The sequence below is a fragment of the Pseudoalteromonas sp. JSTW genome (assembly GCF_013423925.1).
In the GTDB taxonomy this organism is placed as follows: Bacteria; Pseudomonadota; Gammaproteobacteria; order Enterobacterales; family Alteromonadaceae; genus Pseudoalteromonas; species Pseudoalteromonas lipolytica.
On sequence record NZ_CP058972.1, the window covers coordinates 2,381,109 to 2,394,628 of the forward strand.

General features: G+C 41.8%; 11 protein-coding genes and 2 pseudogenes. 6 read left to right on the top strand and 7 right to left on the bottom strand.

Going from position 1 to position 13,520, the window contains the following annotated elements; all coding sequences use genetic code 11:
- The first annotated feature begins 118 nt into the window (after positions 1-118).
- On the top strand, positions 119-958 hold the full coding sequence (locus tag GZH31_RS10920; RefSeq protein ID WP_065978556.1) for a mechanosensitive ion channel family protein: 840 nt from the start codon (positions 119-121) through the stop codon (positions 956-958).
- Between the two features lie 301 nt (positions 959-1,259).
- Here GZH31_RS10920 and GZH31_RS10925 read toward each other — a convergent pair whose 3' ends face one another.
- Entirely contained in the window at positions 1,260-1,868 is a 609-nt protein-coding gene (locus GZH31_RS10925) for a transglycosylase SLT domain-containing protein (protein WP_036967095.1), read from the bottom strand.
- Positions 1,869-2,003: 135 nt separating this feature from the next.
- Positions 2,004-3,578 (bottom strand): glutamate--cysteine ligase, encoded by a 1,575-nt coding sequence (gene gshA / locus GZH31_RS10930; RefSeq protein ID WP_180310972.1) that lies wholly within the window; start codon positions 3,576-3,578, stop codon positions 2,004-2,006.
- Positions 3,579-3,968: 390 nt separating this feature from the next.
- Between gshA and GZH31_RS10935 the strand changes: the two are divergent.
- A pseudogene (locus tag GZH31_RS10935) lies at positions 3,969-4,401 on the top strand (PAS domain-containing protein); the annotation flags it as partial.
- Between the two features lie 127 nt (positions 4,402-4,528).
- Here GZH31_RS10935 and GZH31_RS10940 read toward each other — a convergent pair.
- Positions 4,529-5,401, bottom strand: coding sequence for an IS110 family transposase (locus GZH31_RS10940; protein ID WP_180310974.1), 873 nt, complete (start codon positions 5,399-5,401; stop codon positions 4,529-4,531).
- A gap of 116 nt (positions 5,402-5,517) precedes the next feature.
- Between GZH31_RS10940 and GZH31_RS10945 the strand changes: the two are divergent.
- Positions 5,518-6,450 (top strand): annotated as a pseudogene (locus GZH31_RS10945) (methyl-accepting chemotaxis protein); the annotation flags it as partial.
- Between the two features lie 85 nt (positions 6,451-6,535).
- Here GZH31_RS10945 and clpB read toward each other — a convergent pair.
- From clpB to rluD, 3 genes are all read right to left on the bottom strand, one after another.
- Entirely contained in the window at positions 6,536-9,112 is a 2,577-nt protein-coding gene (gene clpB / locus GZH31_RS10950; RefSeq protein ID WP_065978558.1) for an ATP-dependent chaperone ClpB, read from the bottom strand.
- Positions 9,113-9,210: 98 nt separating this feature from the next.
- On the bottom strand, positions 9,211-9,933 hold the full coding sequence (gene pgeF / locus GZH31_RS10955; RefSeq protein ID WP_180310976.1) for a peptidoglycan editing factor PgeF: 723 nt from the start codon (positions 9,931-9,933) through the stop codon (positions 9,211-9,213).
- 5 nt (positions 9,934-9,938) lie between these two features.
- Positions 9,939-10,916, bottom strand: coding sequence for a 23S rRNA pseudouridine(1911/1915/1917) synthase RluD (gene rluD, locus GZH31_RS10960; protein WP_036967080.1), 978 nt, complete (start codon positions 10,914-10,916; stop codon positions 9,939-9,941).
- A gap of 133 nt (positions 10,917-11,049) precedes the next feature.
- Here rluD and GZH31_RS10965 point away from each other — a divergent pair, with 133 nt between their 5' ends.
- A complete protein-coding gene (locus GZH31_RS10965) occupies positions 11,050-11,811 on the top strand; it encodes an outer membrane protein assembly factor BamD (protein ID WP_036967077.1) in 762 nt (253 codons plus the stop codon).
- A gap of 74 nt (positions 11,812-11,885) precedes the next feature.
- On the opposite strand, the gene glnB is transcribed toward GZH31_RS10965, so the two are convergent.
- Positions 11,886-12,224 carry a nitrogen regulatory protein P-II gene (gene glnB / locus GZH31_RS10970; RefSeq protein ID WP_036967074.1) on the bottom strand — a complete coding sequence of 113 codons (339 nt, stop codon included), beginning with the start codon at positions 12,222-12,224 and terminating at the stop codon, positions 11,886-11,888.
- Between the two features lie 137 nt (positions 12,225-12,361).
- On the opposite strand from glnB, the gene GZH31_RS10975 reads away from it, so the two are divergent.
- Positions 12,362-12,907, top strand: coding sequence for a GspH/FimT family pseudopilin (locus GZH31_RS10975; RefSeq protein ID WP_180310977.1), 546 nt, complete (start codon positions 12,362-12,364; stop codon positions 12,905-12,907).
- Between the two features lie 71 nt (positions 12,908-12,978).
- Positions 12,979-13,512: a GspH/FimT family pseudopilin gene (locus GZH31_RS10980; RefSeq protein WP_180310978.1), complete on the top strand. Its 534-nt coding sequence runs from the start codon at positions 12,979-12,981 to the stop codon at positions 13,510-13,512.
- Positions 13,513-13,520: the final 8 nt, after the last annotated feature.

Here is a 13,520-nt window from a genome sequence, read left to right on the forward strand (position 1 = left end):
TAGCTTATTTCATAATTCTACCCCGAAGTTTCCTATTTCATACCTATAAACACACATTAAGCAGCTAATTCGTCTACTATGGCTTGCATATTTTAACGTCTCGTTACATGGAGCAAAAATGGACGAAATATCGATCGAAAAAGTATATAACCAAGCAATTGAGCTACTCATGACGTATGGACCAAAGTTTATTTTAGCGATTTTGGTGCTTGTTATTGGTTGGTGGCTAATTGGCAGAATTGCCAAGATGACCGAAAAATCAATGTATAAAGTAAAGTTTGAAGCAGGCCTGACACACTTTCTAGTGTCGTTTATTTCTGTCATTCTGAAGATACTATTACTTATTTCTGTCGCCTCAATGATTGGCATAGAAACCACCTCATTCATCGCAATGCTCGGTGCTGCAGGTTTAGCTGTGGGTATGGCATTGCAAGGCAGTCTGGCTAATTTTGCAGGTGGTGTGCTGATCTTATTCTTTAAACCTTTTAAAGTGGGCGATGTTATTGAAGCACAAGGTTACATGGGGAAAGTCGTTGAAATTCAGATTTTCGTCACTATTTTGCTTACCTACGATAATGAAAAAATAATCATTCCGAATGGGGCCCTGTCAAACGGCTGCGTGAAGAATAAGTTTGCGGAAGCCACTCGCCGTGTCGACATTGAATTTGGTATTAGCTATGGCGATGACGTTCATAAAGCCCGTGAAGTACTACTGAGTGTCCTTAATGACTACGAATTAGTGCTTAAAGACCAAGAAGCGAAGAAACCTGTTGTGCATGTTAGTCAACATGGTGACAGCCACATTGGTATGCTCGTTTGGGCATGGGTTGATTCTGATAACTATTGGCCTGTGTATTTTGGCCTCTATGAAAAAGTGAAAATTGCTTTCGATGCAGCAGATATCACTATCCCATTCCCGCAGCGCGATGTGCATATTCACCAGTTTCCTGGCAAGTAATCACATGCACAAGTGTACCTAACAGTAACAGAATGGGTACTCTTTGTAGTGCAATTGAATGCAATAAAAAAGCCCGTAGTTGCGTAATGCAGATCAGTTAAGGAAAAACCAATAAAATAAAGGGTTACAGCGATGATTTATAAAAATCTTACTGAAGCCCTTTTGCTATATGGTCTTTAGCTAATTTTGTCCCCACCTGCTTTAAGCAGCTTTAACTGAATAATATTCACATATTTATTCAAAAAACTGCTTAACTGACTGGCATTACGTAGTTGCGGGCTTTTTATATTTTTGTACCTGTTTAACCAAATAAGCGCTCAAACCAGTTTTTATCAAGCTCATCTTCACACTGTTTAAGCTGAGCACCATACCGGCTCGCACGGTGTTTTACTTTATTAGCTACACTCATTAACCACTTTTTGCTTTTGTAGGTACCGCGCTTATACCCGCCCCACCCTTCGTGGTAATTTAGGTATTGTGCGTAAGCATCCCACTTTGATACACCATTCACTTTATGTGTTTTATAAACAAACCAAGCCATAAAATCGATGGCATCATCAAAGTCATCTCTGTCAGCGCCACTGTTGCCGGTTTCACGAATATAGTCTGACCACGTTGGTGTTTTTGCTTGCGAGTAACCATAGGCAGAGCTTGCTCGGCCGATAGGAATAATCCATAAAAAGTATTCCATCGGTGGAGCGGCATCATGACGGAATGAACTTTCTTGATACATCATGCTCATCAGCACATGTTTTGGCGAGCCCCACTTTTCTTGTGCATCACGTGCATCATAATACCAATCAGGTTTTTCTTCGAAAATCTTACAAATATCATGCGGTTGCTCTGGTGGAGCCGTGGCACAACCCGCCATAGAAGCGACCAGCGATAAAATAATTAAATTTTTTTTCATTTTTTTAATATCTCGCTGAACTTTTTCTTATTGAGTCAGTCTGACTTTATGAATGCAGCAGTATAGCATTGTTTCATCCCTGAAGAATCTTTGACGCAGCCAACCTAGGCTGCGTTTTTTTATGCCTAAAAGCCGCTAAGCTTTAGCAAAGTAATCATCTAAAAAGGCCGTAAAAGATAGCGTATCTGCTGCTTTTACTTCACGCTCTTTTGCAATCGAATTGACGGCTTGTTCCCTTAAAAAAGCCGGATCGTAATACTGATAATCCGCAGCTAAATGATTTTCTTTATATTGCTGTGCAAGTGCTAAAGCAAACTGGCCGTTATCTTGGTTTTCTTTTGCAAGTGTTGCAACATAACGCCCTGAAAACGTTTTACTTGACTCAATTACCCAACTCGACAGCTCATGAATTGTTTCGCTGTAATAACTTACGCCATACGCACTGTCCATATAACGCGCAACAGGGATTAGACTCTCAAAAATAGTCGATGCCCAATCAACCAAGCTAACTGCTTCACCTTGTTTTGTTAATTGTAATTCAGGGTTGCGCCCTTCATTAACTACCGCATCAAGGTTCTGCGTGCTTAACTGTTGCTCTTGCCAATCCATTGTTGGAGATTCGCTTAAAAGACAATACGTTAAAAAGACATCGAGGAAACGGATTTGCTGTAAATCGATCCCTGTTTCACTGAATGGATTTACATCAAGTGCACGCACTTCTATGTACTCAATGCCCCCTCGTAATAGGGCATCTGTCGGTGTTTCGCCTGATGTAGCATTACGTTTTGGTCGAATTGGCGAGTAAAACTCATTTTCTATCTGTAAGATATTTTTATTAAGCTGCTTTGGTTCAGCACGGGTGTAGTCGTCAATATGACCGTAGATATCTGAAGGCGTATGAATGGCAGCTTTCAAACCTGCTACGTACTCCTCAAGCGAGTTATACATCACTCGCAACGATGATTGAGCGCTGTTTGTGTAACCTAAATTACCTAATCGCAGTGCGGTGCCAACCTCAAGGTACAATGTGCCTTTGCCCAACTTTTTAAATGGCAGATCAGTTTTTCGCCCTTGTAAAAATGAGCTACATAATGCAGGTGACGCACCAAATAAGTAACTTATTAACCAAAGCTCACGCTTAAAGTTTCGAATAAGCCCCAGATAACCATCTGAAATAAAGGTGCTAAGTGGTTGCTCACTGGCACTCAACACGTGCAAGCTCTGCCATAACTCATCAGGAAAAGAGATATTAAAATGCACACCAGCAATAGCTTGCATCATGCTGCCATACCGATTCTTTAACCCTTCTCGGTACAACGTTTTCATGCGCCCTATGTTTGAGTCACCAAACTGAGCCAACACAATGTCATCTTGATTATCAATAAAGCATGGCATGCTGATAGGCCATAGCAGCTCATCATCCATCTGTGACAAGGTAAACTTTTGCAAATCTTTAAGCTGCGCTAATGTTTGCTCAGCCGATGTGCTAACAGGCGTAATGAATTCTAATAAAGACTCAGAAAAATCAGTGGTGATATGGTCATTGGTTAAGGCGCTTCCCACTCCTTGTGGGTGACCCTGTTTTGAGATAACACCATTTGGTTTAATCCTTAATGCTTCTCGCTCGATGCCACGTTTAATCCCATTTATTGCGTGTGGAAAATGTGCTGTTAACGCTTCTAGCGTTTTATTTAAATTATGTTTTATCAAAAATGCTTCCTCGAGCCGCGTGGCTTTAATCCTAAGTGTATGGGGGCAAAAAATAAATACTCAAGAGTAAATAGTTGTTTGATTTTATGCTCCGTCACTCATAGCTCATCTTGCCATTGTGAATACTATTATACAATTGGTTTGAGGGCACTTCATTGATGCTAAATTGCTTCATCACCCCCATCAGCAAGACCGATTATTTTTGACATTCATTTCATGCAATACAAAAGGGTTAGTTTAAGCATAATTTATCAGACAAGTTATTGTTTTAGATCAAGGGATGAATAAAATTTCTAAAACTTTAGCAGTAATCAGCTTGTCCCCTCTTCCCTTACATTTTTCTGAGATTATAATCCGCACACCGTAATAAAGTATATTTCAAGGACTCATATGCGTCGTGGGCAAGAAATCATTAATCAAGAAGTGACATACTCTGAACAACAGGAGCTTGTCTCGACAACCGATTTACGCGGGGTAATTACCTACGTAAACACAGAATTTTGTAACATAGCGGGCTATACCGAAGATGAGCTATTAGGTAAAAACCATAACATAGTGCGCCACCCAGATATGCCTAAAGCCGCATTTAAAGAAATGTGGGAAAAGCTTAAACAAGGCCACTCTTGGCGAGGCATGGTAAAAAACCGCTGTAAAGATGGACGTTATTATTGGGTTGATGCCTTTGTCACACCCATTTACGAACATGGACAATTAGTCGGCTATCAATCAGTGCGTACAAAACCCTCTGAACACTTGAAAACACGCGCTACGGCTTTGTATCAAAAGATTAATGATGGCAAATCAATCGCCTCGTTTCGCGAAAATGTGTCACTAAGGCAAATAGTGTCTTTGATTATTATTCTTGCGGGGGTTATTGCACTTGGTTTTACCACATCGTTGATGACTGTATTAGCGACACTTGCCATTATTTTACTGCTTGCTGCGCTTAATTATGATGAGTTAATAGTGACTCTGGCCCCCAGAAATAAGTGACTTCGTAATATCATCTCTCCGCGGTATTTGGCTATATGACCTATTCGCACTTTTCCACCACTTGAGTGCTGACGTGGGGTGACGCCAATATTGGCTGCTGCATTACGTCCGCTCGTAAAATGGGTTGTGTCACTTAAGCTAATTAATAAACCAACCGCGGTGATAGGCCCTACGCCCTCAAGAGCCAGTAAGCGTTCACATTGCTCATCTTGTTTTACTAAGCCTGTCAGTAACTCATTTAATGTTTCTTTTAATGTTGATTGGGCTTTAAATAATTCATAGCACTGCGCTATACACTGCCTTAAACCAGCGGTTAACCCATTATCGCTATCTTCTAAAATCTCAGGGATAGCCTGCCTAAACGCGCATTCTGATTGCTTGATTACAATTCCAAATTCAAGTAACAAGCCTCTGATTTGATTCGCCAACTGCCGTTTCTGCTTTTCAGCTAACGCACGCATTCGCTCTATCGACTGTAGGCTTTGCTGTGCTTGTGTCAGTGATTTACACGGGCGAACATTGGGTGAGAAAGAAGCCGCAGCTATTGCAATAACATCGTTTGCATCTGTTTTCTGGCCAATCCTAAATGCTTTGACAAATCGAGGGTCTAGAATCACGACTTCATGACCAACACTACGCGCCTTGCGTGCCCAATAATGAGCACCGCCACATGATTCCATAACAACTTTACAACGAGGAGACGTGGTGAGTATCGACAGTAGCTCTTTTCTGCTTACCGCTTTATTACTTTGTAGTTTTTGATGAAAAAATTGACCGACTTGAAAAACATTTTTTGCCAAGTCGATACAAATTAAGTTAAATTTTGACATGTATGGATTCCTTATTGGTAAAAGTGGTTTTGCAATTTCTTTATACCGTACTTACCCTATTTAGGGGAGGAGTCCATACATCTCCTTCAGCACTTAAATCACAGCGTGCAGAGTTTGATTCTGTGTCACGCTATGTGTATTGCGGTGCACACCCATTTAGTATTGCGCAATATAACCAGCAGATGCTATTTGCAAAATTACGAACAGTGCTGGGTCGCGTTAAAGACTCGACCTACTCCTTTAAGAATATCGCTACAAACTTAGATACGCAGTCATCGCTTACTGAGCAGGGTATAGCGGCACAAGGTCAGCGTTTAGGTGATATTGCGACTGCAATGACACAAATGAGCGCAACCATTGGTGAAATATCAGCAAATACGCACCATACAGCTGAAAAAGTAAATGATACATACCAAAGCTGTACAGATATCAAACTGCATATTGAAGACAATAGCGCAATGGTATCAGACCTTGCTAACCAAGTTGAACAAGCAGCAACAACCGCTAATTCATTAGCCAGTGAAGCCGATAAAATCGGCCAAGTGATGACTGAAATTGAAGGTATAGCTGAGCAAACAAACTTACTTGCCTTAAACGCCGCAATTGAAGCTGCCCGTGCAGGTGATCATGGTCGAGGTTTTGCTGTCGTTGCCGATGAAGTGCGTGCACTTTCTTCACGAACACAGAACGCCACTGCGCAAATTCATAGTTCAATTAAAGAAATTCAAGATACATTATTTAGTTGGTCTAAAGTAATGCAGTCAACTAAGCAACAAGCTGATAGTTGTGTTGAAACAACCACACATACTCAAGCTGAGCTTGCGAGTATATTCGCACAGATAAATGAAATATCTGGTTTGGCGACCGAAATCTCTACCGCAGCCGAAGAGCAACAAGTTGTCAGTGCAGATATACGCGAAAACGTTGAAAGTATTAAAGGACACAGCGAAGAGAACTTAAAGCTCAGCTATAACGTAGCTAAAGATGCCGCAGGCCTCGTTGAGGGGTCGCGCAAAGTAAACGATATGCTATTAACGTTTAAAGTTTAGTGTTTCTTAAATAAGCGATTTATTTAAATTGTTTAATCAAACACAAAAGCCGCATCATTTGATGCGGCTTCTTTATTTGCCGATATTAACGGGTTGAAAAAACCAACCCATTTTCATCTGCATCAATATGGATAATAGCACCAGGTAGGTATTCACCTCCAAGCAAGCGCTGCGCTAGCGGGTTTTCTATGGTGTGCTGAATTGCACGTTTTAACGGTCGTGCACCATAGACAGGATCAAAACCACTTTGTGCTATACGGTCAAGGGCAGCATCAGTTACCTCCAGAAGATAGCCTTTTTCGGTTAAGCGTTCACGCAGTTTACCTAACTGAATATCGGCAATTTCTTTAATATGATCATTCGCAAGTGGATGGAATACCACCGTTTCATCAATCCGGTTTATAAACTCGGGTCTAAATTGGCTTACCAACACGCCCATCACTTTCTCTTTTAGCGTTGCATAGTCGTTCGAACCAGCTTGCTCTTGGATGATGTCTGATCCTAAGTTTGAGGTCATAATGATCACCGTATTTTTAAAATCAACGGTACGACCCTGTCCATCAGTTAAGCGGCCATCATCAAGCACTTGTAAAAGTATATTGAACACGTCGGGGTGCGCTTTTTCTACTTCATCAAGCAAAATAACAGAGTATGGACGACGACGAACAGCTTCTGTTAAATAGCCACCTTCTTCATATCCAACGTAACCCGGCGGTGCTCCCACTAAGCGTGCCACTGAGTGTTTCTCCATAAACTCAGACATATCAATACGCACCATGGCATCTTCAGTGTCAAACATAAAACTTGCAAGCGCTTTAGTAAGCTCTGTTTTACCTACCCCTGTTGGGCCTAAGAATAAAAAAGAACCTATTGGGCGGTTTGGATCAGCAAGCCCTGCACGTGACCGACGAATTGCATTCGCTACAGCAACCACGGCTTCATCTTGGCCAATGACTTTGTGATGAAGTTGATCTTCCATTTGCAGTAGTTTTTCTCGCTCGCCTTGCAGCATTTTAGAGACGGGTATACCTGTCCAGCGCGATAAAATTTCTGCAATTTCATCTTCACCAACTTGGTTTTTAAGTAAGCTCATTTCTTGCATTTCTGCTTGCGATGCAAGATCTAACTTGCGTTCAAGTTCAGGAATACGGCCATACTGTAATTCAGACATCCGTTGTAAATCACTTGCTCGGCGCGCGACTTCTAAGTCTAAACGAGCTTGTTCAAGCTCCGCTTTAATCACTTGTGTGCCTTGCAAAGAAGCTTTTTCGGCATTCCATACTTCATCAAGCTCACGATACTGCACTTCAAGTTCAGCTATTAGCTCTTGCATTTCAGTACGACGCTTTTGACTTGCTTCATCTTTTTCTTTGGCAAGTGCATTATCTTCGAGTTTTAACTGAATAATACGACGCTCAAGTTTATCAAGTGACTCTGGTTTAGAGTCAATTTGTAAACGAATTGACGAGCCCGCTTCATCAATCAAATCAATCGCTTTATCGGGTAACTGACGATCGCTAATGTAACGGTGCGATAGCTGCGCCGCTGCAACAATTGCCGGATCGGTAATATCAACAGAGTGATGTAGCTCGTAACGCTCTTTTAAACCACGAAGAATCGCGATAGTGTCTTCTACCGATGGCTCTGCTACGAATACCTTTTGAAAGCGACGTTCAAGTGCTGCATCTTTTTCAATGTATTGGCGATACTCGTCAAGCGTTGTGGCTCCCACACAGTGAAGCTCACCACGTGCAAGAGCAGGTTTTAACATGTTCCCTGCATCCATCGCACCATCAGTTTTACCTGCACCAACCATGGTATGAATTTCATCAATAAAGAGGATTACTTGGCCCTCTTCTTTGGCTAATTCATTTAAAACTGATTTTAAACGCTCTTCAAACTCACCACGGTACTTAGCACCCGCAACTAATGCCCCTAAATCAAGCGACAACACGCGTTTGCTCTTGAGCCCTTCGGGTACCTCACCATTAATAATACGTTGTGCTAAGCCTTCAGCAATGGCTGTTTTACCCACGCCTGGCTCACCAATTAACACGGGGTTGTTCTTCGTACGACGTTGTAAAACCTGAATGGTACGGCGTATTTCGTCATCGCGGCCAATCACAGGATCAAGCTTACCTTGCTCGGCACGCTCAGTAAGGTCGATGGTGAATTTTTTTAATGCCTGACGGGTTTCTTCCGCATTCGGGTCATCCACTTTTTGACCGCCACGAATAGCCTCTATGGCCGCTTCAATTTTTGTTGAAGTAATATTGAGCGCTTTAAATATATCTCCAAGCGGGCCTTTATCATCGCACGCAGCAAGTACAAAAAGTTCACTCGATATATATTTATCTTTACGCTTTTGAGCATATTTATCACATAAGTTAATTAACGAAACCATATTATTCGATAGCTGTACGTCGCCACCAACGCCTTCTACTTTAAAAAGCTTTTCGATTTCTTGTGATAATTTTGTATTTAACTCGTCTGCACTCACACCAGCTTGCGCAAGGAGTGCACGAACACTAGAGCCACTTTGCTGAAGTAATGAATACATTAAGTGCACGGGCTCAATAAATTGATGATCGCGCCCAAGTGCTAATGACTGCGCATCTGAAAGCGCAGATTGAAATTTACTTGTAAATCTATCTAAACGCATGAAGGTTTACCTATTAAAAAAACTAATTGCTTAATTAATGGGTATGATATGTAGTTTGTTCAAGTAAGAGATGAAAATTTAATCACTAAAAAGTGCGATTATTTGCGCCAGATCAAGCTTGCCATTCGCCCTGTTTGACCATCTCGTCGATACGAAAAAAATAATGATGGCTGTGAGTAGGTGCAATACTCTGCGCCATAAATACCCACAACACCAAGCTGAGTGAGTTGCTGCTTGGCAAGTAAATAAATATCCGCTAAGTATTTTTCACCTTGGGCAGTAAATGCATGCTGATGAATCTGGTTTTGATCGCAAAAACAATCTTTAACATCCTGCCCGACTTCAAACTGCAAAGCCCCGATAGCAGGACCAAACCAGGCAATGATGTCAGCAGGCTCAGCCTTAAACTTACTCAGTGTATTGGCAAGAATTCCCTTCGCTAATCCGCGCCACCCACCATGAACCGCAGCAACTTCATCCCCTGACGTTGAACACAATAGCACGGGTAAACAATCGGCCGTCATGATGGCAAGCGGTTGCTGCTTTAGGCGAGTATAAAGTGCATCAGCGCTACTTACTGAATGAATATCAACGCGTTCATCAACCACCACCACATCCGCACTATGTACTTGATTTAACCACACAGCTGGGCTTGGCAATTGCCTCGTTAAAGCAGTGCGATTTGCCTGCACAGCTTGCTCATCATCACCAACATGAAACCCCACATTAAAGCTATTAAACGGTGCCTTAGATACCCCGTTTTCACGAGTTGTACTGAGGGCCCCAATAGTGTCAGGGGCAGTCCATGTTGGCGTAATCATAATGTTTAATACTCAATATTTGGATTGGCTTTCGTATCAGCTCGCAATGCTTCTGTCATAGCGGCCATATCGTCTGGAATAGGCGCCTGCCAAGTCATTAACTCACCTGTGATAGGGTGCGCAATTGACAATTTAACCGCATGCAATGCCTGACGTTTAAAGTCTCTCAGCATTTGAAATAGCTCTGGCGTTGCGCCTTTCGGTGGACGTGGGCGCCCGCCATATAACTGATCACCAACCAGTGGATGGTTTAAATACGCCATGTGCACACGAATTTGGTGAGTACGGCCAGTTTCTAGGCGTAAACGTAAGCGTGTGTGAGCACGAAACTTTTCAGCAACACGGTAATGAGTCACCGCAGGTTTGCCCATTTCATGAACAGCCATGTGAGTACGTTTTGTTGCATGACGGCCAATTGGCTTTTCAATCATACCGCCTGCCGTCATAGTGCCATTACAAATTGCTTCATATTCACGTGTGAAGTTTTCACGCTTTTGCAGTGCAGACACTAAGTGCGTTTGCGCAGGAATTGTTTTTGCTACCACCATTAAACCTGTGGTGTCTTTATCAAGACGGTGCACGATACCTGCACGCGGCACGTTAATTATATCGGGGTAATGATGAAGCAAGGCATTCAATACTGTACCGTCTGGATTACCAGCCCCTGGGTGTACCACTAATCCCATCGGTTTATTGATTACTAATATATCATCGTCTTCATAAACGATGTTTAATTTGATATTTTGTGCCTCGTACTCGCGCGGTGCTTCAATGGTTGTTTCAACACTGACCAGTTCACCACCGAGTAATTTTTCACGCGGGGTGTTTAATATTTCACCATTCACGGTGATTTTATCATCTAAAATCCACGTTTTTATACGTGAACGAGAATAATCAGGGAACAATTGCGCCAATACTTGGTCTAGACGTTTACCGCCAAGGTCAATTGGAACCTCGGCTTGGAGAGAAATTTGCTCTGACATTAGTAACTTTACCCAATTTACCAGTGCAAGCTTTGCTCGACTGGGTTAGAATCGCTTTAATTAGCATTGTATGTATAGTTTACTCGGTTTTCCTCACTTGGCCTAGCCGAAGACATCGAAGGTAATAAATAAAATGATAAATAAAATAGGGAAACGTGCGTTCGCCATTGTTTTTTCAGTTTCATTACTTGGCCTAGGAGCCTGTTCATCTGCTCCTGATCAAGAAGATATTCAACGCGTTCCGAATAAATCTGCACAAGCTTTATATGAAGATGCGAAACAAACGTTAGATTCGGGCCTTTATGCACGAGCTATTGAGTTATTAAGCGCTATTGATTCACGCTATCCATTTGGTCCACTATCAAAACAAGTACAAATGGATCTCGTGTATGCACATTATCAAGCAGGCAATACTGAACAAGCTCTCGCAACAATTGACCGTTTCATTCGTTTAAACCCAAATCACAAAGATTTAGATTACATGTACTACATGCGTGGCTTGGTTAATATCAAAGCAGACAAAAACGCATTCCAAGAATACTTTGGTGTAGACCGTGCGGATAGAGATGCAAATCGCACTCGGGTTGCATTTACCGATTTATCAACCTTACTGAAACGTTTCCCAAATAGCGTTTATGCGCCAGAAGCGAAAAAACGTTTAGTATGGTTACTTAACAAAATGGCGCGTTATGAACTAAAAGTAGCAGAGTACTATTACGAACGTGAAGCTTATCTTGCCGCTGCAAACCGAGGTAAATATGTCGTTGAACACTACTCGCAAAGCAGTTACCTGGATCAAGCATTAGAGATCATGGAGAAAAGCTACGAGAAGCTAGGTTTACCTGAGCTAAGTGCGCATGCTAAAGAAACGCGCGAAGCAAATAAGCGTAAATAGTCTAAGCGCTGAATAAGCATTAAAAAGGCGCCAAATTTGGCGCCTTTTTTACAGTGTGTGTGACTGCTATTTCGTTAAATTGCGTCTTCATCTTCTTCTGCGGTACGAATACGCACAACACGCTCAACATCTGTGACAAATATTTTACCATCACCAATTTTGCCTGTTTGTGACGTTTTAACAATCACATCAATAGCTCTATCTACGTCTTCATCACTTAGTACAATATCTAGTTTTACCTTGGGTAAAAAATCAACCATGTATTCAGCACCGCGATAGAGTTCTGTGTGCCCCTTTTGACGGCCAAAACCTTTAACTTCACTAACCGTCATCCCCGTGATGCCTACCTCTGATAATGCTTCTCGAACATCATCAAGCTTGAATGGTTTAATAATTGCTTCGATTTTTTTCATTTTAAGGCTACTTATTATTTCTTGATTGCCTCGATTTTAGACAATACGGCTCTCTATAGCAAACAAAGCTATGAAATACGGTGATAAAATCAACAATCATGATATTATTAAATAAAGTATTAAAAGTAGAGACAACAATGAAATCATTACAAAAGGGCTTTACACTCCTCGAACTGATGGTCACTATTGCAATCGTGGGCATTGTGGCTGCCATAGCACTGTGGGATAGCTCTGATTTGCTAGAAAATGACCGCGCCGAAAGCTACTTACAAGAATTAAAGCGCAGTATTAGCTTTGCACGGGCAAAAGCCACCAGTAGCGATGCAATTGTTGTAGTCTGTAGTGGAGCAACAGCTAATATTGAGAGTAATACAGCAATGAATTGCTCTAATGATTGGGACCAAGGCACGGTCTTTGTATTTTTTGATTCAGATCAGAATGGCAGTTATAACCCTGCTAATGGCGATACCACTTTGAGAGTCCTCCAAGAAATCCCTAAAACGAGTAAACTGAGTTTCAGTGGCAATAACGCACTTATCTTTGATACTAGCGGCATGATCACCTCTGATCCAGGTACCTTTACTTTTTGTCCTTCTGGCGCAAATGATAACAACAAAGCATTGCAGGTATTAAAATCTGGCACTGCTTTATACCTAGGTGATACAACAAATACCTGTGATTAAGCCCCATAATTTGACACCATTTTAGGTCCAACTATAGTTAATTAAACTGTCACAATTTGGAGTCTTCACGGATGGAGACCTTAAACACATTACACCATAGGAATGGTGCAACACTCATCGAAAGCTTAGTGGTGCTATCAATAGTCGCAATACTTATGAATATTGCGCTGTTTGAATATAAGCCTTATCTAGCTAAAAGTCGCCTAGAAAACCGCACTCACTTAGTTAAACGCGCATTAAGCGTAAGCCGTCATAACGCAAAAACCCACAGCACGTACGTTACTTTTTGTGGGCTGCAAGAAAATCAATGCAATCGAGAGCACTGGCACAAAGCACTCACCGTATTTGTCGACAGGGGCGATATTGGGGTGTTTGATGAAGGTGATACTATTATTTGGGAACTTGAAGCAGTCGATAAACTTGATATGCTAACTTACCCCCGCCATTCAATCACATTTCGTTCAGATGGCACGCCTGTGGGATTTAATAATGGCACCTTTGTGTACTGCCCTGAATACAAAATAGCAAGCCTTAAAGGGCTTGCTATTTCAATAAGCTCTATTGGGCGTACTCGGCTAAAAGACACCAACAAATGCCAATCCTGATATTTCAA

Coding starts and splice junctions, on each gene's coding strand:
- GZH31_RS10920 (WP_065978556.1), top strand. CDS start 119: ATGGACGAAATATCGATCGAAAAAGTATATAACCAAGCAATTGAGCTA.
- GZH31_RS10925 (WP_036967095.1), bottom strand. CDS start 1,868: ATGAAAAAAAATTTAATTATTTTATCGCTGGTCGCTTCTATGGCGGGT.
- GZH31_RS10940 (WP_180310974.1), bottom strand. CDS start 5,401: ATGTCAAAATTTAACTTAATTTGTATCGACTTGGCAAAAAATGTTTTT.
- clpB (WP_065978558.1), bottom strand. CDS start 9,112: ATGCGTTTAGATAGATTTACAAGTAAATTTCAATCTGCGCTTTCAGAT.
- pgeF (WP_180310976.1), bottom strand. CDS start 9,933: ATGATTACGCCAACATGGACTGCCCCTGACACTATTGGGGCCCTCAGT.
- rluD (WP_036967080.1), bottom strand. CDS start 10,916: ATGTCAGAGCAAATTTCTCTCCAAGCCGAGGTTCCAATTGACCTTGGC.
- GZH31_RS10965 (WP_036967077.1), top strand. CDS start 11,050: ATGATAAATAAAATAGGGAAACGTGCGTTCGCCATTGTTTTTTCAGTT.
- glnB (WP_036967074.1), bottom strand. CDS start 12,224: ATGAAAAAAATCGAAGCAATTATTAAACCATTCAAGCTTGATGATGTT.
- GZH31_RS10975 (WP_180310977.1), top strand. CDS start 12,362: ATGAAATCATTACAAAAGGGCTTTACACTCCTCGAACTGATGGTCACT.
- GZH31_RS10980 (WP_180310978.1), top strand. CDS start 12,979: ATGGAGACCTTAAACACATTACACCATAGGAATGGTGCAACACTCATC.